General features: G+C 57.9%; 28 protein-coding genes. 16 read left to right on the top strand and 12 right to left on the bottom strand.

Annotation, left to right across the window (positions count from 1 at the left end; all coding sequences use genetic code 11):
* The first annotated feature begins 47 nt into the window (after nt 1–47).
* The 7 genes from dnaK to LAO20_01860 all read left to right on the top strand — a co-directional run bounded on the left by dnaK (nt 48) and on the right by LAO20_01860 (nt 6,161).
* The gene (gene dnaK, locus LAO20_01890; GenBank protein ID MBZ5530159.1) at nt 48–1,976 is read left to right on the top strand and encodes a molecular chaperone DnaK; all 1,929 of its coding nucleotides are present in this window, start codon (nt 48–50) and stop codon (nt 1,974–1,976) included.
* A gap of 28 nt (nt 1,977–2,004) precedes the next feature.
* On the top strand, nt 2,005–2,277 hold the full coding sequence (locus LAO20_01885; GenBank protein ID MBZ5530158.1) for a hypothetical protein: 273 nt from the start codon (nt 2,005–2,007) through the stop codon (nt 2,275–2,277).
* Nucleotides 2,278–2,405: 128 nt separating this feature from the next.
* On the top strand, nt 2,406–2,939 hold the full coding sequence (locus LAO20_01880) for a nuclear transport factor 2 family protein (GenBank protein MBZ5530157.1): 534 nt from the start codon (nt 2,406–2,408) through the stop codon (nt 2,937–2,939).
* Nucleotides 2,936–3,463 carry a hypothetical protein gene (locus tag LAO20_01875; protein ID MBZ5530156.1) on the top strand — a complete coding sequence of 176 codons (528 nt, stop codon included), beginning with the start codon at nt 2,936–2,938 and terminating at the stop codon, nt 3,461–3,463. The genes LAO20_01880 and LAO20_01875 overlap by 4 nt, the downstream gene beginning before the upstream one ends.
* Nucleotides 3,464–3,465: 2 nt before the next feature.
* Nucleotides 3,466–4,539, top strand: coding sequence for a hypothetical protein (locus LAO20_01870; protein ID MBZ5530155.1), 1,074 nt, complete (start codon nt 3,466–3,468; stop codon nt 4,537–4,539).
* Between the two features lie 6 nt (nt 4,540–4,545).
* Nucleotides 4,546–5,745, top strand: a complete 1,200-nt coding sequence (locus tag LAO20_01865) for a DnaJ domain-containing protein (protein ID MBZ5530154.1) — start codon at nt 4,546–4,548, stop codon at nt 5,743–5,745.
* A 14-nt stretch (nt 5,746–5,759) separates the two neighbouring features.
* Nucleotides 5,760–6,161 (top strand): helix-turn-helix transcriptional regulator, encoded by a 402-nt coding sequence (locus tag LAO20_01860; GenBank protein ID MBZ5530153.1) that lies wholly within the window; start codon nt 5,760–5,762, stop codon nt 6,159–6,161.
* Between the two features lie 160 nt (nt 6,162–6,321).
* Here LAO20_01860 and LAO20_01855 read toward each other — a convergent pair whose 3' ends face one another.
* Together LAO20_01855 and LAO20_01850 are read right to left on the bottom strand one after the other, a co-directional pair.
* Nucleotides 6,322–7,041: a hypothetical protein gene (locus LAO20_01855; protein ID MBZ5530152.1), complete on the bottom strand. Its 720-nt coding sequence runs from the start codon at nt 7,039–7,041 to the stop codon at nt 6,322–6,324.
* A 218-nt stretch (nt 7,042–7,259) separates the two neighbouring features.
* Entirely contained in the window at nt 7,260–7,961 is a 702-nt protein-coding gene (locus LAO20_01850; GenBank protein ID MBZ5530151.1) for a response regulator transcription factor, read from the bottom strand.
* Nucleotides 7,962–8,206: 245 nt separating this feature from the next.
* Between LAO20_01850 and LAO20_01845 the strand changes: the two genes are divergently transcribed.
* Both LAO20_01845 and LAO20_01840 read left to right on the top strand, forming a co-directional pair.
* Nucleotides 8,207–8,674 carry a GNAT family N-acetyltransferase gene (locus LAO20_01845; GenBank protein MBZ5530150.1) on the top strand — a complete coding sequence of 156 codons (468 nt, stop codon included), beginning with the start codon at nt 8,207–8,209 and terminating at the stop codon, nt 8,672–8,674.
* A gap of 239 nt (nt 8,675–8,913) precedes the next feature.
* Nucleotides 8,914–9,291 carry an RNA-binding protein gene (locus LAO20_01840; protein MBZ5530149.1) on the top strand — a complete coding sequence of 126 codons (378 nt, stop codon included), beginning with the start codon at nt 8,914–8,916 and terminating at the stop codon, nt 9,289–9,291.
* Between the two features lie 50 nt (nt 9,292–9,341).
* Here the strand turns inward: LAO20_01840 and LAO20_01835 are convergent, their stop codons facing one another.
* From LAO20_01835 to mqnC, 6 genes are all read right to left on the bottom strand, one after another.
* The gene (locus tag LAO20_01835; protein ID MBZ5530148.1) at nt 9,342–10,196 is read right to left on the bottom strand and encodes an ABC transporter substrate-binding protein; all 855 of its coding nucleotides are present in this window, start codon (nt 10,194–10,196) and stop codon (nt 9,342–9,344) included.
* A gap of 98 nt (nt 10,197–10,294) precedes the next feature.
* Complete coding sequence (locus tag LAO20_01830) at nt 10,295–10,459, bottom strand: hypothetical protein (protein ID MBZ5530147.1); 165 nt, start codon at nt 10,457–10,459, stop codon at nt 10,295–10,297.
* Between the two features lie 54 nt (nt 10,460–10,513).
* A complete protein-coding gene (locus LAO20_01825) occupies nt 10,514–12,145 on the bottom strand; it encodes a glycosyltransferase family 2 protein (protein ID MBZ5530146.1) in 1,632 nt (543 codons plus the stop codon).
* A gap of 774 nt (nt 12,146–12,919) precedes the next feature.
* Nucleotides 12,920–13,546: a DUF2971 domain-containing protein gene (locus LAO20_01820; protein MBZ5530145.1), complete on the bottom strand. Its 627-nt coding sequence runs from the start codon at nt 13,544–13,546 to the stop codon at nt 12,920–12,922.
* 43 nt (nt 13,547–13,589) lie between these two features.
* Nucleotides 13,590–14,573, bottom strand: a complete 984-nt coding sequence (locus tag LAO20_01815) for a hypothetical protein (GenBank protein ID MBZ5530144.1) — start codon at nt 14,571–14,573, stop codon at nt 13,590–13,592.
* Nucleotides 14,574–14,648: 75 nt separating this feature from the next.
* Entirely contained in the window at nt 14,649–15,695 is a 1,047-nt protein-coding gene (gene mqnC / locus LAO20_01810) for a dehypoxanthine futalosine cyclase (protein MBZ5530143.1), read from the bottom strand.
* 113 nt (nt 15,696–15,808) lie between these two features.
* On the opposite strand from mqnC, the gene LAO20_01805 reads away from it, so the two are divergent.
* Nucleotides 15,809–16,558, top strand: coding sequence for a hypothetical protein (locus LAO20_01805; protein ID MBZ5530142.1), 750 nt, complete (start codon nt 15,809–15,811; stop codon nt 16,556–16,558).
* Here the strand turns inward: LAO20_01805 and LAO20_01800 are convergent.
* Nucleotides 16,555–17,400: a menaquinone biosynthesis protein gene (locus LAO20_01800; GenBank protein MBZ5530141.1), complete on the bottom strand. Its 846-nt coding sequence runs from the start codon at nt 17,398–17,400 to the stop codon at nt 16,555–16,557. The genes LAO20_01805 and LAO20_01800 overlap by 4 nt on opposite strands.
* A gap of 125 nt (nt 17,401–17,525) precedes the next feature.
* Here LAO20_01800 and dprA point away from each other — a divergent pair, with 125 nt between their 5' ends.
* From dprA to LAO20_01775, 5 genes are all read left to right on the top strand, one after another.
* The gene (dprA, locus tag LAO20_01795) at nt 17,526–18,704 is read left to right on the top strand and encodes a DNA-processing protein DprA (GenBank protein ID MBZ5530140.1); all 1,179 of its coding nucleotides are present in this window, start codon (nt 17,526–17,528) and stop codon (nt 18,702–18,704) included.
* Between the two features lie 56 nt (nt 18,705–18,760).
* A complete protein-coding gene (locus LAO20_01790; GenBank protein ID MBZ5530139.1) occupies nt 18,761–19,174 on the top strand; it encodes a four helix bundle protein in 414 nt (137 codons plus the stop codon).
* A 50-nt stretch (nt 19,175–19,224) separates the two neighbouring features.
* Nucleotides 19,225–21,777, top strand: a complete 2,553-nt coding sequence (gene topA, locus LAO20_01785) for a type I DNA topoisomerase (protein MBZ5530138.1) — start codon at nt 19,225–19,227, stop codon at nt 21,775–21,777.
* 219 nt (nt 21,778–21,996) lie between these two features.
* On the top strand, nt 21,997–22,329 hold the full coding sequence (locus LAO20_01780; protein MBZ5530137.1) for a hypothetical protein: 333 nt from the start codon (nt 21,997–21,999) through the stop codon (nt 22,327–22,329).
* A gap of 211 nt (nt 22,330–22,540) precedes the next feature.
* Nucleotides 22,541–22,981: a hypothetical protein gene (locus tag LAO20_01775; GenBank protein MBZ5530136.1), complete on the top strand. Its 441-nt coding sequence runs from the start codon at nt 22,541–22,543 to the stop codon at nt 22,979–22,981.
* Nucleotides 22,982–22,990: 9 nt separating this feature from the next.
* On the opposite strand, the gene LAO20_01770 is transcribed toward LAO20_01775, so the two are convergent.
* Complete coding sequence (locus tag LAO20_01770) at nt 22,991–23,335, bottom strand: hypothetical protein (protein MBZ5530135.1); 345 nt, start codon at nt 23,333–23,335, stop codon at nt 22,991–22,993.
* A 162-nt stretch (nt 23,336–23,497) separates the two neighbouring features.
* On the opposite strand from LAO20_01770, the gene LAO20_01765 reads away from it, so the two are divergent.
* A complete protein-coding gene (locus LAO20_01765; protein ID MBZ5530134.1) occupies nt 23,498–23,944 on the top strand; it encodes a hypothetical protein in 447 nt (148 codons plus the stop codon).
* A gap of 3 nt (nt 23,945–23,947) precedes the next feature.
* Here LAO20_01765 and LAO20_01760 read toward each other — a convergent pair whose 3' ends face one another.
* Nucleotides 23,948–24,781 carry an ATP-binding cassette domain-containing protein gene (locus LAO20_01760; protein ID MBZ5530133.1) on the bottom strand — a complete coding sequence of 278 codons (834 nt, stop codon included), beginning with the start codon at nt 24,779–24,781 and terminating at the stop codon, nt 23,948–23,950.
* A gap of 5 nt (nt 24,782–24,786) precedes the next feature.
* Nucleotides 24,787–25,560: an ABC transporter permease gene (locus tag LAO20_01755; protein MBZ5530132.1), complete on the bottom strand. Its 774-nt coding sequence runs from the start codon at nt 25,558–25,560 to the stop codon at nt 24,787–24,789.
* Nucleotides 25,561–25,731: the final 171 nt, after the last annotated feature.

Below are 25,731 nucleotides of genomic sequence, written 5' to 3'. Positions count from 1 at the left end.
TAGTCTATTGTTTTAAAGCACTTATAACGATTCAGGAGAGTTAAGCCATGGGAAAAATTATCGGAATTGATCTGGGGACCACCAACTCGGTGGTCGCCGTGATGGAAGGCGGCGAGCCGAAAGTGATCGCCAACGAGGAAGGCGGACGCACCACGCCTTCGGTGGTAGCTTTCACCAAGTCCGGCGAGCGTCTGGTAGGCCAGGTGGCCAAGCGCCAGGCCATCACCAATCCTGAGAACACGGTGTATTCCATCAAGCGGTTCATGGGACGCCGGTTTGATGAAGTCAGTGAAGAAATGAAGATGGTGCCTTACAAAGTCGTCCGGCAGGGCGACCACGTGGCCGTTCTGGCGCAGGGCAAGGAGAACACGCCTCCGCAGATTTCGGCCATGATCCTGCAGAAGCTCAAGAAGGCTGCGGAAGACTATCTCGGCCAGCCCGTCACCGAAGCGGTGATCACCGTTCCCGCGTATTTCAATGACGCGCAGCGCCAGGCCACCAAAGACGCCGGCAAGATTGCCGGTTTGGACGTAAAGCGCATTGTGAACGAGCCAACCGCGGCCGCGCTGGCCTACGGTTTGGACAAGAAGAAGGACGAAACCATCGCCGTGTACGACTTCGGCGGCGGCACGTTTGATATCTCCGTTCTCGAAGTCGGCGAAGGTGTGACGGAAGTTAAGTCCACCAACGGCGACACGCACCTGGGCGGCGACAACATTGACCAGCGCATTGTGGAATGGCTGGTGGATGAGTTCAAGAAAGATGAATCGCTTGACCTGCGCTCCAAGGGCAATGAGATGGCCTTGCAGCGGCTGCGTGACGCCGCGGAAAAAGCCAAGATCGAGCTTTCGACCACCATGGAAACGGAAGTGAACCTCCCGTTCATCACCGCCGACGCCACCGGTCCCAAGCACCTGGTGAAGAAGCTGACGCGCGCCAAGCTCGAGCAGATGGTGGAAGACATCATCCAACGCTCGGTTGGACCCTGCAAGCAGGCCTTGAAAGACGCCGGCGTGGATGCCAGCAAGATTGATGAAGTGGTGCTGGTTGGCGGGCAGACCCGCATGCCGCGCATACAGGCGCTGGTGAAAGAGCTGTTCGGCAAAGAGCCCAACAAAGGCGTGAACCCGGACGAAGTGGTCGCCGTGGGCGCGGCCGTCCAGGCGGGCGTGCTGGCCGGCGACGTGAAAGATCTGTTGCTGCTGGACGTGACTCCGCTGACCCTGGCGATTGAAACCCTGGGCGGCGTGGCCACGCCGATGATCCCGCGCAACACCACCATCCCCACGCGCAAGACGGAGGTGTTCTCCACCGCGGCGGACAGCCAGACGTCGGTGGAAGTCCACGTGTTGCAGGGCGAGCGGCCTCTGGCCAAAGACGACCGTACTCTGGGCAAGTTCCACCTGAGCGGCATCCCGCCGGCTCCGCGTGGCGTGCCGCAGATTGAGGTCACCTTTGACATTGACGCCAACGGCATCTTGAACGTCACGGCCAAAGATCGCGCCACCAACAAGGACCAGAAGATCACCATTACGTCCTCTTCCGGTCTAAGCAAAGAAGAAGTGGAAAAGATGGCCAAGGAGGCCGAAGCCCACGCCACCGAAGACAAGACCAAGCGGGAAGAGATTGAAGCCCGCAACCAGCTCGATGGTTTTGTTTACAACGTGGAAAAGATGCTCAAAGAGCATGGCGACAAGATCTCCGCGGAGGACAAGGCCAACGTGGAAACCGCCATTGCGGACGCCAAGAAAGCCCTGGAAGGCACGGACCCGGCGATCATGAACTCGGCGCGCGAGAAGCTGACGCATGCTTCGCACAAGCTGGCGGAAGAGATGTACAAATCCGCCCAGCCACCGGCCGACGCGTCCGCCGGAGCGCAGCCAGGCCCGCAAGCAGACGGCGCAGGCGCGCAGGAGAAGAAGAAAGACGAAGGCGTGATTGACGCCGAGTACGTGGACGTGGAAGAGAAGAAGTGATCACGTTTGCCGGGCGTTTGAGCCCGGCGTGATCATCCTGAGCGAAGCGAAGGATCTGTTTCTCAAGGAGAAGAACGGCAAGGCGGCTTTACCAGGCCGCCTTTTGCCCTATGCAGCGAGCGAGGTGGCCCAAGTGAAGCAATATTTGGTCATGAAGATGGTAGAAGGTTTGAACCAGGTGGCTGGGTTTATGGCTCTCCCCGGACTCTATACGCTGGAAGCAGCGCAGGACTTCATTCGCACCGCCCTGGATGCCGAACCCGGCTCCAATTACTTGATTCAGGAAGTGGGAACGGCGTAAGGGAGAAGCGAAACCACAAAGGACACGAAGGAACACGAAGGTAGCCTTCGAATATAGGAATACCCCTTTGTGAACCTTTGTGTCCTTCGTGGTTAAAGCATTTTTCGTGAGCTAATCGGAGAGAAGAAATGAAATTCATGAAACGACGCGGTCTGCGGATGTTTGCCGTGGCCGCCCTTCTGCCCATGATGGCGTCCGGCGCCATCGCCCAAAGCGCTAAGGTCGCGACTAGCAGCGTCACGTCAGCGGCCATGTCTGCCGAAGATTCGGCCACCATCCAGCAGGTGACGCAGCGCGTGCGCGATTTTCTGGCTAACGTGCCCAAGAACGACCCTAAAGTTTTTGAAGACTTCTTCGCCGACGACGTGATTTACACTCGCTCCGCCGGCGTCACCGTGACCAAGGCTGACATCCTCAAGAACATTGACGTGCGGGCCAGCAACGAGCCGCAAGCCACCTTCGGCGCTGACGACTTCACCGTCCACCCCTACGGCACCGTGGCGGTGGTAAACTTCCGGCTGATCATGCACAACCAGGAAAACGGTAAAGAGACGATCAGCTACTTCCGCAACACCGGCACGTTCCTGAAGCGCAACGGCAAGTGGCAGGCTGTGGCGTGGCAGGCGACCAAAGTGCCGGAAGATACCAAGGCCAAGCCATGAAGCGCCTCGCCCGGACCGTGGTTCTCTCTGCTGTGGCGTTCCTCACGGCAGGACTGAGGCTAGCGCCGGCGCAAGACACTGCTCTGCTGGACCGCCTCAAGCTGCGAATGGAAGGCAGCATGATTCATTTCACAGAAGGCGGCCGGAAGCATGATGTCTCCATCGAGGGGCAATTTGATGCGGCGCGCATAGACTCCGTCAAAGTGCTGTCCGCCCAGGAAGGCAAAGGCGCCGTGTACCTGCTGCTGGATGTTACCGGGCCATCCAAGCTTCCCAGAGACAAAGAGAAATGCGGAGACACCAACGAGTCCGGCCTGATATGGCTGAAGCTGGACCAGGACTGGCAGCTCATGACCGGCACTGGTTTCCCTTACAGTTCATGCCTGTATCCCATCACCATGGTGAGCGCGCCCAAGTGGGACGGCAGTGTGCTGACGGCAAGAACCAATTCGCAAGTCGCGACCTATGACAACGCAAATCCGGGAGCAGGCCTGAAGATTGCTGCGACTAGCGCGGCAAAATAACAATGAGCAAAAATGTATTCATATTGGGAGCGGGTGCCTCAGCTCAGGCTGGCGTGCCGCTATTGAAGGACTTCCTCAACGCCGCCGACGCGATGCGAACAAGTGCATTGATAAACAGGGCTGATCAAGAGCTGTTTGATTTGGTATTCACGGCTCGCGACGCCTTGACCGCGGTGCATGTCAAATCGCGATTGGACTTCGATAATTTCGAAGAAATCTACAGCGCTTTTGATATGGCAACTCTGATAGGGCGGTTAGGAGATGTGGGAAAAGAGGATGTTCGCAGGCTGCCCATGGCGATGAGGCGTTTGATCACTGTGACCATCGAACGCAGCATGAAACTGCCGGTATCGGGCAATATGGAAAGCCGCAAAGCGATACCCCCTTTGCCGTACGACGGGTTTATCAAAGGAATCCTTCCGCTCATAAGAGAGAGGGAGGCGACATTTATCACTTTTAACTATGACCTCGCTCTTGATTACGCTCTGCACTACAACGGAATCCAGTTTAACTATGGTCTCAACGATTCTGGTGGCCTCGATCTTCTCAAGCTGCATGGTTCACTGAATTGGGGACGATGCTCAAGCAGCTCTTGTCGCAAGATAGTCGTTTGGGCCCTGGGAGACTATTGCAAGCAGTTCAGTTGGGGTGACATGATCGACTCTGGAAGCGTCTCTCTAAACTTGGCCTCGAATCTGCGAGGTCGCCAACATTGTCATCCTGAGACGCTTGAGGAAGATCCAGTCTTGATTCCTCCCACCTGGAACAAAGGGGGTTTTCACCAGGAGCTAAGTTCTGTTTGGGGCAAAGCAGCGGCTCATCTCGCTGCAGCCGAGAACATTTACGTCATCGGATATTCCTTCCCAGCCAGCGATCAGTTTTTCAAGTATTTCTTTGCCGTTGGTAGCGTGGGAAAGGGTTGGATACAGAAGATAAGAGTGGTCGATCCAGACCCAACCGATGAAGTTAAGGACCGGTTCAGCAGGATTTTTGGGCCAAATGCTTTGTCAAAGTTCAGCTTGAAGAGAGCGAAATTCGAAGATGTCGCTGGCGACATTGTAAAGGGATTGTCATAGTCGGATATGGCAACCACACAACAAAAAGACTATTACGCCACGCTCGGCGTAAAGAAGAGCGCCTCCGCGGAGGAAATTCGCAAGGCGTTCCGCAAACTTGCGCGCAAATACCATCCTGACGTCAATCCGGACAAGAAGGCGGAAGAGAAGTTCAAAGAGCTTTCTGAAGCCAATGACGTGCTGAGCGATCCCAAGAAGCGCAAGATCTACGACCAGATCGGCTTCTACTCTGACAACATTGATCCCGCCACGGCAGAGGCCTATGCGCGCGGCGGCGGGCACCCCGGCCAGGGCGGACCCGGCGCCGGCGGTCAGGGCGTGCCGTTTGACTTCAGCGGGTTTGATTTTTCTGACTTCACCGGCGGCGGACGGCAGACCGGCGGAGGCGGCGGCTTCCGCGATATCTTCTCCAGCATTTTCAGCGGCGGGCGCGGACCGGGCGCGGCCATGGCGCGCGAACCGGAACATGGCTCTGATCTTGAATACCTGGCCAACATCGGCTTCTGGGACGCCATCCGCGGCACCGTCATCCGTTTGAACATTCCGCGCCACGACACCTGCAATAACTGCAGCGGCAAGGGCGTGGTGGGTTCGCCGCAAACCTGTTCGCAGTGCGGCGGCAGCGGACAGATCACCCAGACCAACGGACGCATGAAGTTCAACCTGCAATGTCCGCGCTGCGGCGGAAGCGGCAAGGCGCAGAGCGAATGCCAGGTGTGCCACGGCGACGGCGTCGTCGAACGCACGGACCCGCTTGAATTCCGCGTGAAGCCGGGCACGCGTGACGGCCAGCGCATACGCCTGGCGGGCAAAGGCAACGCCGGACTGCACGGCGGACCGTTCGGCGATCTCTACATCATCATCCGCATCGGCGAGCATCCGGTTTTCCGCCGCAAAGCCGACGACGTTTACGCCACCATCCCGGTCAGCGCCATGGAAGCCGCGCTGGGCGCCAAGATTGAGGTCCCCACCATTGACGGCCGCGCGCAACTGCGCGTGCCGCCGGGCACGCAGAGCGGGCAGAAACTGCGCCTGCGCGAAAAAGGCGTCCCTTCGGCGACGAAAGACGGCGTTCGCGGCGACCAGATTGTGGAAGTCAAGATCGTCGTGCCGGAAGCGCGCGATCTGAAAGTCCGCGAGTTGTGGCAGGAATTACAGAAGTTGAATCCGGAGGACCCGCGGGAAGAGCTGTGGAGTAAGGTGTGAGCCGCAAATAACCAATGGCCAAACGAAAATCCAAAGGCGCCTACATGATCTCCGCCGTCGCGGAGATGTATGGCATTCATCCGCAGACGCTGCGCCTGTACGAGCGCGAAGGCCTGCTCAAGCCGTCGCGCACCGACGGCAACACGCGTCTCTACACGGAAGAAGACGTGCAGCGCCTGGAGTTTATCCTGAACCTGGCGCGCGACCTGGGCGTGAACATCGCCGGGATTGGCATCATTTTGCAGATGCGCGAACGCATGGAAGAGATGAACCGGCAGATGCAGGGGTTCGTCCGCTTTGTGCAGCAGGAAGTGGCCCTCCGCGCCAGCCAGGCCCACGCCGATCCCAGCCAGGGCGCCATCGTGCCCATCCGCAAGCCGACGATCAGCATGCCGGTGAAGAACAAGAAGAAGTAGTCACACACCTGGCTTTCTGGTCAAGAAACCCTACTCCAAAGATTTTCACCACAGAGGACACAAAGGTTCACGAAGGTTGTGTGGACGAAGGCAACCTTCGTGTTCCTTCGTGTCCTTTGTGGTCAATTGTTTTGGGTTTCCAAACTTGCCCACACGGCGACTACGTATTCTGCTTCGCTAGCCAATCCAGAAACAACTGTTCCACCGGTTTGTCCTTGGCTCGCAGCAGATGCCGGACGGTGTGCCCGGTGGCCAGGTGGCAGAGTTCTTCCGCCATGTTGGTGATGTGATCGCCCGCGCGCTCCAGCGCGTTGGCCATGGCCAGCACGTGCAGGCTCTCCTGTCCCTTGAGGCCCTCGGCATTTTCCGTGTGGCGGACCACCATGAGGTTGCGCAGGCGGTCAACGTCGGTGTCCGTTCGCAGGACGCGCAGCGCCTGCTCCACGTTGCGCTCGCGAAACGCGCGCGTTACCAGGGTGAGCATGTTTTCCACCAGGCAGGCCATGCGGGTCAACTGGCCTACGTCTTCCATGTCAATACGGTTGCGGACAATGGCCGAGCGTTCCGCGAAGCTGGAGAGCAGGTCGCCCACGCGCTCCAGATTCAGCATTAGCTTCATGCACGCCAGCAACTCCCGGGCCTGTTCCGGCGTGACCTGGGTGATGGTGGACGCCATGCGCTCGTCCAGTTCCCGGTCTAGCTCGTCGAGTTTCTGTTCACAACTCCTCACCGCCTCCAGGGACGAAGCCGCGCCATTGATCAGGCCGTCAATCGCGTGCGACGCGGCCTCTTTGGCCAGGTCACACGCTTGCAGCGTGAGAGCTGCAAGATCGGCTTTGCCGGAGTTCTGTTTAATGACGAAGAGGGCAGGAGAATTCATAAGCCGCGATTCTTGGTTAGCTTCTAAGGATCGAACTGCCTCAACTGTATGGCAGCCGGGTCAAGAGAAGATGAAAGGCATGTGAAAATCGTGTGAACGCAGCCGAGCTTCGCCGATTGTGGCAGCCCGGGAGTTTGAGACGTGGCAGTGCCACGTCTCTACGCGAAGATTCTGTCTTGATCCGCGATCATCCGCGTGAATCCGGGGTAAGGTCTGTATCACTTCGGCACTTCAAACCGATAGCCCGTTCCGCGCACGGTTTTCAAGTAGCGCGGGCGCTCCGGGTCATGCTCGATCTTCTCGCGCAGCTTGCGGACGTAAACGTCCACCGATCGCGGGCTAACGTACGTGGTCTCCCGCCAGACGGCATCCAAAATCTGGTCGCGAGTAAAGACCCGTCCGGCGTGCTGGGCCAGGTAGTGGAGCAGCCGGAATTCAGTGGCGGTGGTCGTCACCGTTTCGCCGCGGACGCTCAGGGTCATAGCGCCGGCGTCTATTTCTAGGTCGCCTGCCGTGATGGACGACGGAGCCAGCGGACCTTCACACCGCCGCAGCACAGCTTTGATGCGCGCGACCAGCTCGCGCGGGCTGAAGGGCTTGGTGATGTAGTCATCGCCGCCCAGCTCCAGTCCCATGATGCGGTCGGTCTCCGATGTCTTCGCAGTAAGAAAAACGATAGGTGTCGCGGCCAGCGGCGCGCCGGCCTGGCGGACCTGGCGGCACAGCTCCATGCCGTCGCCGCCGGGGATCATGATGTCCAGCAGCATGAGCGCGGGACGCTCTTTCTGCGCGTCATGGATCACGCTGGCGGTGCTGGAGAAGCTGCGCACGCGAAATCCGGCCGCTTCCAGGTGATGGCGCACCAGGCGGGAGATGTCCAGGTCGTCTTCCACCACAAATATTTTCTGGCTGCCGTTCATGCCTGGCTCGGGAGATTCTCTGAGCTTCGCGCCATCTCCAAGTACCGGTCCTCGATTGATCCAGCCCATCTAAAAGCCCCAGCCTATCTAAATGCCCCAGCCTGCCTAAATGCCAAGCCTGATTGCGTGATCAGAGTACACGGCGAATGTTAAAGGAGTATGAAATCGCGGAACGCAGAGGTGCGTGGGCCGCCGGCCAGCGGTCAAGCTAGAATCAGTGCGGTTCGTTGAGAGGCAAGTTAATCATGGATATTCGGTTGCGGCCATGCACCCCGGACGACCAGTCCTTTCTCTTCCAGCTTTACGCCGACACGCGACGCCAGGAAGTCTCCGCTTTTGGGTGGGACCAGGCGCAGCAGGACGCTTTCCTGCGCATGCAGTTCAACGCGCAACAACGCTCGTATGTAATGGCCTACGCTGGGGCGGAGCACGAAATCATTCTGGGCGACGACCAGCCTATCGGCCGCATCCTGGTGCTGCACGGCGCGGACGCCAAGGTCCTGGTGGATATCGCCCTGCTTGCGAACCATCGCGGACAGGGGACCGGCGGCCGGCTATTGCGCGAGCTGATCGTACGCGGCGATCGCGAGAGAGTGCCCGTGCGTCTGCAAGTGCATCGCGGCAATCCCGCAAGACGGCTGTATGAAAGGTTGGGCTTCGTCCAAACCAGCGAAGACGCCATGTACTTCCAGATGGAAAGAGCGCCGCGATGAGTTGGCGCTTTGCTTGTTGATCAACTGTTAAACCAACTGTGGCTTCCCGGCCGGGTCCAAGCAGCAAATTTTCTCCCTTGGGCGTTTGCAACTTCACTGGGTCAGGCGTACGCTTATGGGGTTCGCGCGAGCGACATAGACTCGATAAATAGATGAGCAGTGAAAGATAAGCTCTTCCACTCTTCGTCCGTTTTTGACGCCAGAATCCCGGCGCCTCTAATCCACTCAAGAAGGACCGCATGAAGAATATCTACGTAGGTAATTTGGATTTCAATGTTACAGAGGATGAGCTTCGCCAGGCTTTTTCGGCGTATGGCCAGGTTGATAACGTCACCATTCTCAAAGACCGCGACACGGGCCAGCCCAGGGGCTTCGGCTTTGTGGAGATGGCCAATGACGAAGAAGCTGAGAAGGCGATCAACGGGATGAACGGCGCGCAACTCGGCTCGCGCGCAATCAACGTCAATGAAGCCCGGCCCAAAGTGAGCCGCGGCGGCGGAGGCGGTGGTGGCGGGTTCAACCGCGGCGGAGGCGGAGGATTTGGCGGTGGTCGCGGCGGCGGTGGCGGCAATCGCCAGGGTGGCCGCGGCGGCGGTGGCGGGTTCCGCGGTCGCTAGAACAAAGATCGGATGACATGGAGACGCAGGATGGCCTGCGTCTCTGCCATTTAGACAAACTCCACGTTCGGCTCCATGGGAATAATCCCGGCGCGATGTCCCATATCCAGCAGCCGGACCACTGCTTCGCGGCCGTCCGGGCCGTAGTCCAGCGTGCGCTCGTTCACATACATGCCAACAAACTGGTCGGCCTTCTGGGGGTCGAGATCGCGGGCAAACTGCATGGCGTAGGCCAGAGCTTCTTCACGATGGTCGAGCGCATATTGGATGCTGTCCCTTAGCGCGTGAGAAACGGTGGCGATGAGTTCAGGCCCCAGTTCGCGACGAATGGCATTGCCGCCCAGCGGCAACGGCAACCCGGTGAGTTCGTGCCACCATTTTCCTAAATCCAGAATGCGGGTCAGCCCGGAGGTCTCATAGGTCAGCTGGCCTTCGTGGATGATGAGTCCCGCTGCATAGTTGCCGGCCAGCACTTCCGGGATGATCTGGTCGAACGGCACGGCCACGGTTTCAATGTTCGGAGCAAACAGCTTAAGCGCCAGATACGCCGTGGTCATGGTGCCGGGCACGGCCACTTTGGTCCGCTTCAATTCGTCCAGGCTCATGCCGCGCGGTGACACCACCATGGGGCCGTACTGCTCACCCACGCTGCCGCCGCAGGACATGAGCGCGTACTTGTCTTGCACGTAAGGGTACGCGTGGAAGGAGATGGCGCTGACGTCATAAAAGCCTTCCATGGCTTTGCGGTTCAGCGTCTCAATGTCGGTCAGCGTGTGGGTGAACTTCAAACCCGGCACGCGGACTTTGTTGGTGGCCAGCCCGTAAAACATGAAGGCGTCATCGGAATCAGGGCTGTGAGCAATGCTGATTTCGCGAATTTGGGGAGCGATGGAAAATGATGACATACTCTAAAATCCTAAGAACTTTCTCGGGTCCTGCGGCCGCAGATCGCCGCGAAAAAATCGTTCTATAAATCGGCACGGGCCGCGGTCTTGGCTCGCGCTTACTTTGGTTCGAGTGATTCGTGTTCCGGCTGGATTTCCCCCAGCGCGTGCTGCAGGCCCTTGTTCGAGCGGCGCAGGTGCCAGCGCAGGCGCAACCACATGGCGACCACGGTCACCATGATCGCCGCCACAGACACCACCAGCAACGCGAACAACACCTTCATCAGCACCCAGCCAGCATATCAGACTAGCGTGCCGTGGGAACACCGGGAAAATCCCTATACGCCCACCGGGAATGGCTTGGTGTGCGGCTCCGGCGCCGGGCGGGAGAGGCGCTCAAACCGTCCCTGCAGGAGTGACATCAGTCCGGTGTACCAGTAGCCCAGAACAAAGAGCAGCAGGAAAGGAATGGTCCAGTAGTTTTCGCTGGTGAACGCGTAAATGCACATCAGGGCGAAGTAACAGCCCACCAGCAGTTCCACCCAGGGAACAATCCCCAGCCGGCGGCGATACTTCTGCCCCATGGCTTTGTCCGCCTTGGACTCCACGCGGTACTTGGGCGTGCGCTTGAATGATGACTTGATGCCGAACAAGGCTTCCATCACGGCGCGCGTGTTGGTCAGCGTCAAGCCGATCCCCAGCGACATGAGGAACGGCAAGTACAAAAACGTGCGCGGCCACTTGTGCGGGAACAGCTCTTTTTGCGAAACCAGATAGAAACTGGAGATGGAAAACGTTGACGCCAGAAACAGCGGCAGATCAATCAGCAGCATCTGGAACCAGCCGCCAAACGAGCGGATGATCATCGCCGGCAAGAGCAGCGTGGAAAGCACGATCATCAGCGGATAGCTCAGGTTCGCCGTGAGGTGGTAGAACGCTTCCACCTTCACGCGCCACGGCGCTTTGCTGCGGAAGACCCGCGGCAAGACTTTCTTGCCGGTCTGGATCAGTCCTTTGGCCCAGCGAGCCTGCTGCACCTTGAATGCCGTCATTTCAATGGGCAGTTCCGCCGGACATTCAATGTCCTGCACGTATTTAAACTTCCAGCCCGCGAGCTGCGAGCGGTAAGACAAGTCCGTGTCTTCGGTGAGCGTGTCATGCTGCCAGCCGCCGGCGTCTTCAATGGCCTGGCGGCGCCACATGCCGGCCGTCCCGTTGAAATTGAAAAACACTTTGCTGCGCGAGCGCCCGCCGTGCTCCAGAATGAAATGTCCGTCGAGCAGGATGGCTTCCACTTCCGTCAGGAAAGAATAATTGCGGTTCAAGTGGGTCCAGCGGGTCTGCACCATGCCGACTTGCGGTTCGGCAAAATGGTGGACCACGCGCAGCAGCCAGTCCTCGGGCGGAACAAAGTCGGCGTCAAAGATGGCGATGAACTCGCCCTTGGAAGTCTGCATCCCGTGCTGCAGCGCCCCGGCCTTGTAGCCTTCGCGGTTGTCGCGATGGATAAACGTAATCGGATGCCCCAGCGCCGCGTAGCGCTCCACCACCGCGCGCGCCACGTCCGTGGTTTCGTCGGTGGAATCGTCCAGGAGCTGTATGTCCAGCTTGTCCTTGGGATATTCCAGCTTGCAGATGGACTCCACCAGCCGGTCCACCACGAACTGTTCGTTGTAGATGGGCAGTTGAATGGTGATGCGGGGAAGCTCCGCGAAACGCTGTGGCGGGTCCGTGGTGCGGTTCTTGCGGTTCTTGTAGTACATGTAGACCAGCGCGTAGCGGTGCAGGCCGTAACCCGCCAGGATGGTCATCACCACGAAATAGGGGATCAGCAACGAGAGATCAAACGCATTGGGCGTGTACAGCCCTTTGAAGGTCTTATCCAGGAATTGCGACTTGAGATAATGGACAAATCCCCTCTGCCCGGCAAAGGCGAAGAAGAGGAAAAGATTGGCAAGTAAGGGACTCAGACAGAAACTCCGTTAACCGCAAAACTCAAGCGCACATTGTAAATCATCTTTCCACCTGAACCATGACTCGTCGTTCCGGCTTTGCAGTCGAAGGCGACGAATCATCAATCTTGGCAATCCTGGCAATTTTGGCAATGACCCTACCCCTCCCTCTGCATCCCAATATCTAAAAGACTTAGCAGCCGCATCCCAGTTTGGCGTGGGTTTCCGCCGTCTACCAAGCCCTCCGCTCCTGTCATGTTGAGCGAACTCCGAATCCGCGCCAGCGGACGAGGAGGCAGTCGAAACATCCCGGCACTGCAAAGGACACCCATGCAGACTCGGTGAGTTCTCACCGATATCCACGGTATCCCAACATATCCTGGCAATTTTGGCAATTTCTTCGCCTACCCCACCCCCCTATGGCCTCGACTATGATTCCAAAGGGTTTAGCTTGGGTCATCCGGGTAAATCAGCCTCAAACTCGGGTTCAAACTGCGTCAAATCGGGTCCAAACATAGTCAAAATCCATTCCGTTTTCATCGAATCGCCCACCGCTCCGTCGCAAGTCCCCGGCGTTTGGCTAGCTGCCAGAGGCTAGTCGCTAGCAGCTGTTTATTTTACCTTTTATTCGCTTATGAATCAACCGCGAAATGGGCCAATGCACCATTTCCTTCTGAAGCTCGTGTGGCAACGCCGCCCCCGGCTGTGCTTGGTTTTGTGATGGCCTATTTGTGTGACTGGCGGTACAGGAGCGCAGCGGGCGCGGCTTAGTCGTAGCGAAGGCCGACCGGGTTATCTAAACCCTCTGTTGTTCTTAATGACCCTAAAACTCTTGAAGGCCAAACGTCCTTTAACGACGGAAACGCGATCATGTTTCCGAAGCGCACGTTCTATCGTTACTTTCGAGGTTTCGCACAACGGGCCGGCGATGACCTCGCGCAATACGAGGTCCTTATTGAAATCGGCAAAAAATAGCCGCGTCTCGGGATCGCGGTCTTCCAGGCGGGTGCAAATGCGCCATTCTTGCTCATATTGCCAGTCCGCGAATTTGGTGAACAGCAACTTTTCCGCCATTGCGTCGCTGACTTTTGTGAACATGGGGCGATGCTTTACGTAGTCCATTTGCCTTATCAGATCGTCTCGAACGTCGAATCCTAACGCCATACCACGATGCTTGTCGGCGTAATGACTCCAAAGCAGTGTGCTATGCCACGACCGGCAAAAGCAGAGCACCCCATACCTTCGCGACATTGTCTTCTTCCACTTTCGAAGGCCCGCTCGCACGTTCTTGTCCGGCTGAGCTACCGCCCACAGCTCAAACGGGTCGTTCAGCGTGTCGAAGGTTGCGATTTTGATCCTGCGCCGCCGGATGTTGTCCACGGCATGCTCAGCGGAAAGGAAATGGTAAACGCGGATCATCGGCTCAATCGAGGAGAAAACATTACAATCGCACCGCCCTATTTCATTGTAAGTAAGCCTGCATCTTCGCTTTGTCTGAAAAGATGTCTTGCAACCCCGATCTCAAAATCTTCAGCCACGAAAGCCTCAAGATAGATCCGGCGGCTTCAAGTAGCTCTCCGGCATAACTTATTTCTTCCCCGTTCAAACCTTTCCGGATGATATTTTTCTGCCAATCATCAGGTATCCGATCAGAGTGAGCGACCTTGTTTCGCAAACGGCAAATGTCTCTGATGAGATCGGTCGTTAGCTCCAACTTTGGGAGAGGCCAAAAATCGACCTGATAGTCCTCGTGAAGGTCAAGGCCGTTTCCGAGGAGCTTTGGTATCCTGCGCTTTAAAGCCGCCAAACCGTAACTGCTTTCGGTGGAGAAAAGTGCCTCAAGCGCCATGACTTTGAAGAGGAAAATGATTCTGAAATTCTGGCCGCCGATATATGACTGTTCGCCGAAGAAGAGCGCTAGCCAAAGCGGGTAGTAATGTTCCCAATTGTCTTTGAATTTGACTATCCACGGCATCAGAGTTTTCAATTCGTCGATCTGCTTGCGATCAATCCCCCAGCACAGATTTTCACAATCACACAGGAAGCGATTGGGACGGCCGGGGGCTTTGGAACAGCGAAAACCTGAGTATTGGCCAGACGATGTCTTTTCAAGCTGTATCCAATCATCAATGGAGTCCCGATGTGGGTTCAGTAACCGCAAGTGCCCGAGTACATATGGCAGGAGCTTGATCGAGTATTCTTCCGGCTCACCAGTGCCCGATGGTGCCGTATAGCGATGAACCAAACAACTTCCCCAACTGCCGATTTCTTTTTCATCATCCGGATCTCCTTTATGACTCCAAATGTATCGATCAGCGGAAGCCAGAAGTTTTTGACAATCCTCTACGGACACTCCGAAACCAAGTTCGATAGTCTCTCCGGGGGCGAGTAGGGAGCTTTCCGTCGAGCGGAGGGGCACGATAGTGATTTTGTCAATTTCGTACATTCGTGGCAAAAATCTCAAAAAGCTCGCATGGGAAAGTTGCACGCACGCGCAGTGCATCCTTGCAATAAAAGCAGCCTAATTCAGAAAATACTGCCTATACAACGTGTCCCTCTGTTTGGGCACAAACCCGGCGTCGCGGATCATGTAGCGCAACTCTTCTTCCGTGGTGCAGTTGGCCACGCCGGCCGAGCGGACCACGTTTTCCTCCAGCATCACCGACCCCACGTCATTGCCGCCGAAGCGCAGGCCGGTCTGGCAGACTTTGAGTCCTTGTGTGACCCAACTGGACTGCACGTTCTTGAAGTTCGACAGATACAGCCGCGCGACAGCCAGCGTCTTCAGGTATTCCACCGCGGTGGCTTCGTCCCAGTGGCGGCCGCCCAGCGCGGTGTTGCCCGGCTGGAAGCTCCACGGGATAAACGCGGTGAACCCGCCGGTCTCTTCCTGCAGATCGTAGACGTGCTGGAAGTGGTTGATGCGCTGCTCCAGCGTCTCACCCACGCCGAACATCATGGTCGCCGTAGTGCGCATGCCCAGCTTGTGGGCCGTCCGATGGACGTTGAGCCAGTCGTTGGTCAGGCACTTGAGGCGGGCGATCTTGTAGCGAACTTCGTCGTCCAGAATTTCCGCGCCGCCGCCGGGAATGGAGTCCAGGCCCGCGTCGCGCAGCCGCTTGATGGTGTCTTCAATGGTCAGGCCGCTGACTTCGGCAAAGTGAATGATCTCGCTCGCGGAAAAACAATGCAGGTGGACTTTGGGAAAGCGCTGCTTGATGCCGCGCAGCATTTCTTCGTACCACTCGATCTTCAGGTCCGGGTGCAGGCCGCCCTGCATGAGCACGCCCGTGCCGCCCACTTCCACCGTCTCGCGGATCTTCTGGTAGATGGTCTCAAAATCCAGCACGTAGCCCTTGCTGCGGCCGGGGCCTTTCACCGGTGCGTAGAAGGCGCAGAAGGTGCAGTACTCGGTGCAGAAGTTGGTGTAATTAATGTTGCGGTCAATGATGTAGGTGACCACGCCTTCCGGGTGCAGCTTGCGGCGGAGCGCGTCGGCTTCCATGCCCAGGCCGATCAGGTCGTCCGAGCGGAAGTAGTCCAGAGCTTGTTGTTTGGTTAAAGACATGGGTAAGTAACCATTTTAGAACAGCAGTCAGCAGTCAGCAATCAGCATTCAGGCGCCGCTAACATGTTGGATGTACTAGAATCGCTCTCACAAAGGACTGTAAGGAGCAAGCCTTGAGAAAAATCGCTGCCTTGATGTCTCTCTCACTCACGGTCCTGATCTCAGGCTGCGTCCCCGTGGACTCCCTGAATCCCCTGTATACAGACAGCAACGTGATCTTCGAGCCCGGTTTGCTAGGCCGCTGGGCCGGCTCTGAACCGGACGAAGGGCTGCGCTTTGACCGGGCTGAGAACAATGCCTACCAGATCATCATGACCGAGAAAAAGAATTCTGCGCTGAAACAGTCCATCTTTCAGGCCCACCTGGTCAGCCTTGGAGGAGAGAAATACCTTGATGTTCAGCCTAAAGAACTGGAAGGGTCGCCGGAGCAGTTCCTTTTTCAAATGGACACCGCAAAAAAAGGCTCCCGGTTCGCACCCACGCTTCAGAGGGTTTCCCTCGGCGTCTATCTGGAGATGATCGGTCCTACTCCGGGGAAAGCAACCGTGCAGGAGATCCAAATCAAGCTGCGGCCGGCGCATTGGATCTTCAAGGTTGAACTGCATGACAAGAGCCTGTCACTCGCCTACCTGGACGACGAATGGGTCAAGAAGGCGATCCAGAAGAAGCTCATTCAGGCCAGCCACCTCAAGGCGCGAGACGACAATCAGATTGCCTGGGTGCTGACGGGATCCACAGCTGAAATCCAGCAACTGGTGGTGCATACGGCAGACGATCCCGGGGCGTTCAACGCCGGCTTGGCCTTGAGCCGGGTCGATGCGCCGGCTTCAATGCCTGCGTCCAAAGAGCCGGGCAATCCTTAGAGTTTTGCGGCCAATCGGGGCTGCTCAAGAAAATGCAGCTCCGGCGCGGGCGGCAGGGCTTCATACTCCGCGGCGTAGCGATAGAACAGCCGCAGGCCCTTCAGGTTTTCATCATCCAGCGAGTAGTCAATGTTCTCCTTCAGGTAGTCGCTGATCAGCGTCTCCGGCAACTCCAGCCTGGGCGCCCACTCGGCCGCAATCTCCGGGATATGTTGCAGGCCGTGGTCGCGCGACTGCTGGAAGACACGCGCAATGTTCAAGTCCGGCGCAACTCCGGCCAGCGACGCCTTGCGCACCGCCCAGAAAGCGAACACAAACGGATGTCCCGTCCAGGTGCGCCATTGTTGCGCCAGATCGTAGACGTAATATCCCTCGGTGTTGGCCTGGAGCGCGGGGTCGCCGATGATCAACGCCGCGTCATGCCACTTCAGCATTTCTTCCAGTACAGGTTTTTGCCGGCGGAACCCGGGATCAGTGCCTACGAATTTCTTCAGATAAATTTCCACCAATGCGGCGGAGGTGCGGGAAGAATCGTCCGTGGCCACGCTGCGGATCTTCTCCACCGGCACTTTGCTGATCAACAGGATGGACCGTACGGCGTTCTTGGACGCGATGGCCACGTCCGGAATCACCGCCAGCCCGGGGATGGTGGCGTAGGCCGCTGCAGGAATGATGCCGATATCGGCCATGCCGGCATGCAGTTCTTCCGCGCAACGCGAAGGCACGGTGTAGCTGAGCTCAAAGTGCTCGCTGAGCTGCGCCGCGGACTCGCCATGTTCAAAGTCCCACATCAGCGGAGCGGTGTTCAGGAAGCTGATGGCCGAGATACGAAGGGCACACATTTAACCTTATTCTAGCAGGACACTTCCGGCGGCCGCCTTGACAGTTCTTTCGCCGCCCGTGTACAGTCCGCCAGAACTTGTGAAAAGCCGAACTTCCGGAGAAAGACCAGATAAATCTTCCGCACATGGCAACACCGGTGACCAGAACGTCGAATGCTCTCTATTGGCTCGCGCTCTCCCTCACGCCCGGACTCGGCCCCACGCGGGGACGCAAGTTGGTGGAGCATTTTGACCGCGTCGAAGATATCTTCCAGGCGTCTCTGACCGAGTTGGAAGCGCTCAACCTGCAGGCGCAGTCCGCCCAGCACATCGCGCTGGGCAAGTCGCTGGAGATGGCGCATGAGGAGTATGCCAAGGCCCAGGCCGCGGGCGTGCAGATCATCGCCCGCGACGAGCCTGCCTGGCCCGAGCGCCTGAGTGAAATTTACGATCCGCCCCTGGTCCTTTATATACGCGGAAATGCTGATGCGCTGGCCCGCCCGGGAATTGCCGTGGTCGGCACCCGGCACCCTACGCCGTACGGCATCGGGATGGCCGAGCGCCTCTCCTGCGACCTGGCGGCCCGCGGTATCGTCATTTTCAGCGGCATGGCGCGCGGCGTGGATACCGCCGGCCATCGCGGGGCGCTCAAAGCCAAAGGCCAGACGGTGGCGGTCTTCGGCACCGGCGTGGACGTGATCTATCCCCGCGAGAACAAGAAAATCGCCGACGGCATCCTGGAGTGCAATGGCGCGCTGATCAGCGAATTTCCGCTGGCTTCGTTCGCCGCGCCCCAGAATTTTCCTATCCGCAACCGGATCATCAGCGGCCTGTCGCTGGGCGTGCTGGTGGTCGAGGCCGGCGAGTACAGTGGCACGCGAATCACCGCCCGCTGCGCCCTGGAACAGAGCCGCGAACTCTTCGCCGTGCCGGGCAACGTGACCAACCGCAACTCCTGGGGCCCGAATACGCTCATCAAGCAGGGAGCCAAGCTAACTGCAACATGGGAGGACGTTTGGGAGGAATTGCCGGCCGCCGTCCAGAAGCAGCTTGAATCCGAATGGGGGCCGGAAGCATCAGACCATAACGCTTCAGAACGAAAACCAGGGACATCCAGTCTGTTCAGTCACGACGAGCAAGCCACGCCACGCGAGCAAAAGATCCTGGCGGTGCTCCGGGCGGATGAATCCACGCATATTGACGCGATCATCGAAAAGCTGGAACCCGAAATCTCATCGTCGGAGGTGTTTGCGGCGCTGTTTGAACTTGAGCTGAACGGCAAGATCAAACAGATGCCGGGGAAGAATTACGTAAGAACCTTCTAGCGGCTAGCTCCTGGCTGCTAGGCAGATCAACCCTCGGGTATTTATAAGGAAAGGCCATGAAGGACTTCAAAGATCTCCAGGTGTGGAACAAAGCGTACGACTTGGCGCTTACAATTTACGCGGCTTCCCGCAGCTTCCCGCGAGAAGAGGTTTACGGGCTCACCAGCCAGCTTCGCAGATCTGCGGTTTCCATTGGTGCTAATATCGCGGAGGGCTGCGGGCGTCGATCAGACGGGGAACTAGTCCGGTTCCTGCAAATCGCAAGAGGCTCTGCTTCCGAGGTTGAGCATCATCTTTTGCTTGCGCGAGACTTGAAATTCTTGCCCGGGAACGTACATCAAGACATCGAAAAGAGATTGGTAGAAGTACAGCGTATGTTAACGTCTTTGGTGAGCGTGATCCAAAAAAGGTCTGGTTCGCCGCCGTTGACGCCAAGAGTTACAGGAAGTGCACCGCGAGCCAGAAGCTAGTGGCTAGCAGCTTTTTGAGTATGTTAGTTTTCGGATAGGACTTAAGCACATTGCCCAAATCACTCGTTATCGTCGAATCGCCGGCCAAGGCGAAGACCATCAATAAGTACCTGGGAAAGGACTATGAGGTCGAAGCCTCGCTCGGCCACATCAAGGACCTGCCCAAGAGCCAGCTGGGCGTGGACCTGGAAGGCGACTTCTCCACCGAGTACATCGTCATTCCGGGGAAGGAAAAAGTCGTCGCCAAGCTGAAGAAGATGGCCAAGGACGCCGCGGCCATCTACCTGGCGCCTGACCCGGACCGCGAAGGCGAAGCCATTGCCGCGCATCTTGCCGAAGAACTCACGGACGGCTTCAGCAAGAAAAAGCGCGAGGGCACGCCGGTGCATCGCGTCACCTTCAACGAAATCACCAAGAAGGCGGTGCAGGAAGCGTTTCAGCATCCGCGGGAAATTGACCGCAATCTGGTGGACGCGCAGCAGACGCGCCGCGTGCTGGACCGCATCGTCGGTTACCAGGTTTCGCCGCTGCTGTGGGACAAAGTCCGCCGCGGTCTCTCTGCCGGACGCGTGCAGACCGTGGCCCTGCGGCTGATCGTGGAGCGCGAGCGCGAAGTCAAAGCCTTCGAGAAAAAGGAATACTGGACCATTGACGCGCACCTGACCGGACCCAAAGGGCCGGCGTTTGATGCCCGCTTTATCGGGCGGGGCGACGAAAAGACTGAAGTCCCCAACGAAGAAGAATCCAAGAAGATCACCGCCGCGCTGGAATCGGCGCTGTGGTCGGTACGCGACGTCGAAAAGAAAGAGCGCCGCCGCAGCCCTGCGCCGCCCTTTACCACCAGCAAGCTGCAGCAGGATGGTTCCCGCAAACTGCGTTTCAGCGTCAAACGCATGATGATGATCGCCCAGCGCCTGTATGAAGGCGTGGAACTGGGCGACGAAGGCTCCGTCGGCCTCATCACTTATATGCGTACCGATTCCGTGCGCGTCTCCAATGACGCGTTGGACGAAGCGCGGCAGATGATCGGCGCGACGTACGGCAAGGATTTCCTGCCGGAAACGCCCAACGTGTACAAGTCGCGAAAAGCCGCGCAGGAAGCGCACGAAGCTATTCGTCCCACGTCCGTGGCCCGCCATCCCGACGAGATTAAGAAATATTTGGGCGAGGATGAGTACAAGGTTTACAAGCTGATCTGGCAGCGCTTTGTGGCGTCACAGATGACGCCCGCGGTCTTCGACCAGACCAGCGTGGACATTGAAGCCAAGTCCGGCAATGAATCATTCACCTTCCGCGTGACCGGCTCGGTGCTGAAGTTTGAAGGCTTCCTGAAAGTGTACGAAGAGTCCAAGGAAGGCAAGGACGAAGAAGACGAGGCGCTTAAGCACAAGCTGCCGGCGCTGGAAGCCGGCCAGCAGCTCACGCTCAAAGAACTGAAACCAGAACAGCATTTCACCGAGCCGCCGCCGCGATTCAACGAAGCGTCGCTGGTGAAAGAGCTGGAAGAGCGCGGCATCGGGCGGCCGTCCACCTACGCGACGATTATTTCCACCATCGTGGAACGGCAATACGTAACCAAGATCGGCGGGAAATTCACCCCCACGGAAACCGGCCTGGTGGTGACCGACCTGCTGGTCAAGAACTTTGCCGACATCTTTGATTTCCAGTACACCGCCCGCCTGGAAGAAGAGCTGGACGAAATCGAAGAAGGCAAAGAGAAGTGGACTGACGCCCTGGGCGAGTTCTACAAGAAGTTTGAGAAAGACCTCCGCTACGCTGAAAAGCACATGGAAAACGTGAAGCGGATGGAAAAGCCCACCGACGAGAAGTGCGAACGCTGCGGTTCACCGCTGGTGCTCAAGTGGGGCAAGCACGGCTCTTTCTACGCCTGCAGCTCGTACAAGAAAGACGATCCCGCAAGCTGCACTTTTACCAAGGAAAATCCCATCAACTTGCCCGACCTGGACACGGCGGAGATGCCGGAGACGTCGCAGGAAGAATATTGCGAGAACTGCGGCCGGGTGATGGTGCTCAAGCGTGGGCGCTTTGGCCAGTTCATGGCCTGCACCGGCTATCCTGACTGCAAGACCACGCGGCGGCTGGACCAGGGCAAGCGCGTGCCCGACGTTCCACTGGAAGAAACCTGCCCGCTGTGCAAACGCAACCTGATCCTGCGCCATGGTCGCTACGGCGAATTCATCTCCTGCAGCGGCTACCCGGAGTGCAAGTACATCAAGCAGAATTTTATCGGCGTGAAGTGCCCGAAATGCAAAGACGGCGAGCTGGTGGAGAAAAAGGCGCGCCGCCGGGGCAACATCTTTTATGGATGCTCGAACTATCCCAATTGCGATTTCACGTCGGCTTTCAAGCCGGTGGCCGAGGCTTGCCCCAAGTGCAACAGCCCGTACCTGCTGGAAAAGCATCTTAAGTCGGGCTCCATGCTGATTTGTCCGAACAACAGCAAGAAGGCCGCCGACGAAGAAGAGGCGCCTAAGCGCCGGCGCACCAAGAAAACTGAGGCTGCGGAAGCAGCCGAGGCAGCGGCTCCGGTGATCAAGTGCGACTATTCGAAGGCCATTCCTTCGCCGGAAGCCGTCGCCTGACCAATCGTTGACTGCAAACATTTGCGACCGTCGGATCGCGAACTCCTGGAAGCAGGAAATCTTGACGTTTCTCTTCTGCCTTGCAGTGGTTGCGATTGGTTTTTCGTGTATACTTTGGCGCTTCTGACTGAGACGGATGGCCGCGAACGCCACCCCCTTGAGCACTCCGTACCCCGATCCGATCATCAATCAGACAAAATCCAAAAAGGAGCTACTGAAATGAAAACGGCTCTTCGCAACTCCATCCTCCGCATCACCATTCTTGCTGTCGCCGTCGCTAGCGCCAGTTTTCTCGCCGGCTGCGGCGGAGTCAGTGGCAACACCTACCAAGCGCAGGGTGGTGTGTATCAGATCGAGTTCAAATCCGACGGAAAAGCCGTCGAGTCGCTCGGCGGGCAATCAGAAACGTGCACTTACAAAGAGGACGGTAAGAACGTCACCATCACTTGTCCCGACGGCAGGCCTGTTGTTTTTACCATCAATGACAAAGGCCAGCTCCTGGCCCCACCGGACAGCATGCTTCGCGCGATGGGCCCGCTCTCCAAGAAATAGTAAGGAATCGGGGGACCCACGGCACGCCGGGGCGGGGCGGACAGCTCAGCCAAGACCGAGAATTTCAAAGACGCCTTGCCCCTTCATAGATGGCCGTTCTTCCATCCGATCGCAGCTCATTGTCGCGGGCGATCAGCGCGATGATCAGGAGCACTCATAGTCAAAGGAAAGAAAACCTCAACACAAAGGATGCGGAGATCGCGGAGAAAACATGCCTAGAAAAGCAACGGCGCAAGACGCGCAAGTCATCCTGCAGCTTTACGAACTTCGTCGCGAGCCGGTAATGCGCGCGGCGCGGAAATTCATGGTGTCAGAGTTCTGGCCGCAGAGTTATGAGGAGTTCAAGACCGTCCTGACCGGCTACGGCACCGACCAAAATGCCTACCTGCGCCAGGTAATCACCTATTGGGACATGGCGGCGGCCATGGTGCTGTCCGGGGCCATCAACGAAGATCTTTTCTTTGAGACCAACAGCGAGCCGTATTTTCTGTGGGCCAAATTCGGCGATTACATGCCGCAAGCGAGAAAAGATTTTGCCAACTCCTGGCTAGGACTGCATCTGGACCAGCTCGCGGCCAAGCCGCGGGCCCTCCAGCGCATCAAAGAACTGCAGGCCCGGAACGCGGCGCGCCACTCAAAGACAGCAAAGTAAGTTCGCAGCTTAAGGCCGTCTCGCGGGCGCGGGGCCGGGGGGAAGGATTTCAGGTTCCTGAGAGTGGACTTGCCCGCGGGTGATGAAGAAGACCGCGGCCGTCCACGTAGGGATTAGATCGAGTCCGGGGACCAGTTCCGCAGCGATGGTCGGCAGCAGAGCCCAGTGCCACCCGAGGAGCCTCCAAAGCGTGGCGGCGACGATAACGTCCAGCGCGTCATCAAAGGGCGACAGCGCGCCCTCCATGAAGACGGGAAACACGCCAATCTGTAGCGCGTCGGCAACGATGGCTACCAGCCAGGCCAGCCGGTGCTCGCGCGATTTCAGGTTCCTGAAGAACTCAATCGGACCCATAACAAGCCAAGCATACATCGTCTGGCAGGTCCAGGGAAACCGGGTTAAGCGTCTGTAGTGGGTCAGTTAAGTCTTTTACCAGTTTTCGTCTGGCAGCTTAAGCGATTGATCGCCGGGCTCACGCCAGCTACAATCCGGGTCGCCACCCATCGGAGGGCTTTGATGAAGAACCTGCTGATCGCGCTGTTCCTGCTGGCGTCTGCTCTGCCACTGTTGGCCCAAGGCGCGCCGGCGCAGGCAGCCGCGGACCAGCCTTACACCGTGGAGTATTACTACAAAGTCCAGTGGGGACATCAACAGGAGTTTCTGCAGCTCTTCCTGAAAAACCACTACCCGCTGCTCAAGAAGAACATCGAGAGCGGGCGCATGTTGTCAGTGAAGATTGAGACGCCTGCCCTGCACAGCACGGAAGACGGCCGCTGGGACTATCGCGTGACCATCCGCTTCAAAAACTCCACGGTCGCCACCACGGCGAATCCGGACGAAGAAGCCTGGACCAAGCAACTTTATCCAGACCAGGAAACATTCAAGCGTGAAGAGCAGCGGCGGTTTGAAGTCCTGCTGGCGCATTGGGACCTGCCGGTGACCGACATCACGCCGAAAAAATAGATCTCAGGAAATATATTCCTTGATATACGGGTCTTGCACGGCGCCGAGTTCGACTCCGGTTCCGTCAAAGATGACCTTGCCGTCGCGCAACACCATGAAGCTGGTGCGGACGTCACGCATGGGCTTGCCGTCCACGGGCTGCATGGTGCTGGTGACCGGATCGTAGTAGTGGCTGGCCAGCATGAAGCCGTCCTGCAAGCGATGGCTCACCAGCAAGGCGCTGGTCTTGGCCACGTCCCGCTGCTTCATGATGAGCTGGATGATCGTGGTTGAGGTAATGGGGTCCAGGCCGCCGGTGGGCGAATCGTAAAGCAGGACTTCTGGATGGGTGATGATGGCGCGGGCAATGCCCACGCGCCGCCGCATGCCGCCGGAAAGCTCGGAAGGCAACTTGTCAATGGCGTCTTCCAGCTCCACAAACCTCAGGACTTCGCGCACGCGCTCTTCCACTTCCTGCTCCGGATGTTTTTCTTCCATCAGGCGGAAGGCCACGTTGTCGCGCACAGTGAGCGAGTCAAACAAAGCGCTTTCCTGAAAAACAATTCCCACTTTGCTGCGCAGATCAAACAGGTCGGCTTCCGGCATGGTAGTCACGTCATGTCCCAAGACATAGATGTGGCCGGAGTCGGGCTTGAGCAAGCCCAGGCAGAGCTTGAGGATGATGCTTTTGCCGGAGCCGGCGACGCCGAGCAAGGCTTTGGTTTCGCCGCGCTTCAATTCGAAAGACACGCCGTCCAGGACCGTCAGGTCTTCAAAGCCGATGGAAACATCGTCAAAGATGATTGCTTTGTGGACTGTGTCCGGCGACAGCGTGGGTTGAGCGTCAAGCGGGGCCATGGCGGTCACTTGAGCGACAGCATGAGCTGGGTGAGGACCACGTCCACGGCCAGGATGAGCACGGACGAAGCCACCACGGCCTGCGTCGTGGAGCGTCCCACGCCCTGGGTGCCGCCCTTGGTGCTCAAGCCGTAGTAGCAGCCCACGGTGGCGATAATGAAGCCGAAGAACAGCGGCTTGATGAGGCCGGTGATCACGTCATTGTAGGTGAGCGACTGGTAGGCCGTGTTCCAGTATTGCACCGTGTCCAGACCGAGCATGAGGTAGGAAATCAGGTATCCGCCCGCGAGCCCCACCAGGTCAGAGAGGATAGTCAGGAAAAACATCATGAAAACGGTGGAGACCACGCGCGGCGTGACCAGTTTCTTGTACGGGTCCGTCCCCAGGGCGCGCATGGCGTCAATCTGCTCGGTCACTTTCATGGAACCAAGTTCGCTGGCCATGCCGGAGGAGTTGCGTCCCGCCACCATCAGGCTGGTGAGGACCGGGCCGAGCTCGCGCACCATGGAAATGGAGACCAGTTGACCGGTGAGAGAGAGTGAGCCGAATCGCTCCAGGGTGTTGGACGTATTCAAGGCCAGCACCATTCCGGTGAACATTCCGGTGAGGACCACAATGGGCAGGCTGCCCACGCCGATGAGGTCGGCCTGTTGGATGGCGTCCGACCAGTAACGTGGCTGGGCAAAAATGTTCGCGATGGAGCGGACCGCGAGATGCGTGTAATCCTGCACCGCCACCACGCTGCGCTTCGCGATTTCAACAGGAGAGATCAGTGCCATCCCATGGCCAATATAGCAGAGTGTCCATCGCGCTCACAAAACGCCGGTACTGGGTCAGTTTGGACTGACCCAGTACTCGTATCAGCGTCTAGCGATTCGCTTGTGAATCGCGGGCCTTTAGGCAGACGTTCATCGCAAAGCAAAGCCGTGATTGCCAGCCCTGCCCGTGTC

The organism is Terriglobia bacterium (assembly GCA_020072815.1).
In the GTDB taxonomy this organism is placed as follows: domain Bacteria; phylum Acidobacteriota; class Terriglobia; order Terriglobales; family Acidobacteriaceae; genus Angelobacter.
Note: the sequence above shows the minus strand (reverse complement) of the source record. Positions and strands in the feature narration are given on the sequence as shown.

What these genes read in the sequence shown, in the direction of transcription:
- LAO20_01850 (MBZ5530151.1), bottom strand. Translation starts at nt 7,961, where the DNA reads ATGAACGGCAGCCAGAAAATATTTGTGGTGGAAGACGACCTGGACATC.
- LAO20_01870 (MBZ5530155.1), top strand. Translation starts at nt 3,466, where the DNA reads ATGAGCAAAAATGTATTCATATTGGGAGCGGGTGCCTCAGCTCAGGCT.
- LAO20_01860 (MBZ5530153.1), top strand. Translation starts at nt 5,760, where the DNA reads ATGGCCAAACGAAAATCCAAAGGCGCCTACATGATCTCCGCCGTCGCG.
- LAO20_01760 (MBZ5530133.1), bottom strand. Translation starts at nt 24,781, where the DNA reads ATGGCCCCGCTTGACGCTCAACCCACGCTGTCGCCGGACACAGTCCAC.
- LAO20_01765 (MBZ5530134.1), top strand. Translation starts at nt 23,498, where the DNA reads ATGAAGAACCTGCTGATCGCGCTGTTCCTGCTGGCGTCTGCTCTGCCA.
- LAO20_01775 (MBZ5530136.1), top strand. Translation starts at nt 22,541, where the DNA reads ATGCCTAGAAAAGCAACGGCGCAAGACGCGCAAGTCATCCTGCAGCTT.
- LAO20_01755 (MBZ5530132.1), bottom strand. Translation starts at nt 25,560, where the DNA reads ATGGCACTGATCTCTCCTGTTGAAATCGCGAAGCGCAGCGTGGTGGCG.
- dprA (MBZ5530140.1), top strand. Translation starts at nt 17,526, where the DNA reads ATGGCAACACCGGTGACCAGAACGTCGAATGCTCTCTATTGGCTCGCG.
- LAO20_01815 (MBZ5530144.1), bottom strand. Translation starts at nt 14,573, where the DNA reads ATGTACGAAATTGACAAAATCACTATCGTGCCCCTCCGCTCGACGGAA.
- LAO20_01820 (MBZ5530145.1), bottom strand. Translation starts at nt 13,546, where the DNA reads ATGATCCGCGTTTACCATTTCCTTTCCGCTGAGCATGCCGTGGACAAC.
- LAO20_01840 (MBZ5530149.1), top strand. Translation starts at nt 8,914, where the DNA reads ATGAAGAATATCTACGTAGGTAATTTGGATTTCAATGTTACAGAGGAT.
- LAO20_01830 (MBZ5530147.1), bottom strand. Translation starts at nt 10,459, where the DNA reads ATGAAGGTGTTGTTCGCGTTGCTGGTGGTGTCTGTGGCGGCGATCATG.
- LAO20_01880 (MBZ5530157.1), top strand. Translation starts at nt 2,406, where the DNA reads ATGAAATTCATGAAACGACGCGGTCTGCGGATGTTTGCCGTGGCCGCC.
- LAO20_01865 (MBZ5530154.1), top strand. Translation starts at nt 4,546, where the DNA reads ATGGCAACCACACAACAAAAAGACTATTACGCCACGCTCGGCGTAAAG.
- dnaK (MBZ5530159.1), top strand. Translation starts at nt 48, where the DNA reads ATGGGAAAAATTATCGGAATTGATCTGGGGACCACCAACTCGGTGGTC.
- LAO20_01855 (MBZ5530152.1), bottom strand. Translation starts at nt 7,041, where the DNA reads ATGAATTCTCCTGCCCTCTTCGTCATTAAACAGAACTCCGGCAAAGCC.
- LAO20_01770 (MBZ5530135.1), bottom strand. Translation starts at nt 23,335, where the DNA reads ATGGGTCCGATTGAGTTCTTCAGGAACCTGAAATCGCGCGAGCACCGG.
- LAO20_01780 (MBZ5530137.1), top strand. Translation starts at nt 21,997, where the DNA reads ATGAAAACGGCTCTTCGCAACTCCATCCTCCGCATCACCATTCTTGCT.
- mqnC (MBZ5530143.1), bottom strand. Translation starts at nt 15,695, where the DNA reads ATGTCTTTAACCAAACAACAAGCTCTGGACTACTTCCGCTCGGACGAC.
- LAO20_01800 (MBZ5530141.1), bottom strand. Translation starts at nt 17,400, where the DNA reads ATGTGTGCCCTTCGTATCTCGGCCATCAGCTTCCTGAACACCGCTCCG.
- LAO20_01875 (MBZ5530156.1), top strand. Translation starts at nt 2,936, where the DNA reads ATGAAGCGCCTCGCCCGGACCGTGGTTCTCTCTGCTGTGGCGTTCCTC.
- LAO20_01790 (MBZ5530139.1), top strand. Translation starts at nt 18,761, where the DNA reads ATGAAGGACTTCAAAGATCTCCAGGTGTGGAACAAAGCGTACGACTTG.
- LAO20_01845 (MBZ5530150.1), top strand. Translation starts at nt 8,207, where the DNA reads ATGGATATTCGGTTGCGGCCATGCACCCCGGACGACCAGTCCTTTCTC.
- LAO20_01835 (MBZ5530148.1), bottom strand. Translation starts at nt 10,196, where the DNA reads ATGTCATCATTTTCCATCGCTCCCCAAATTCGCGAAATCAGCATTGCT.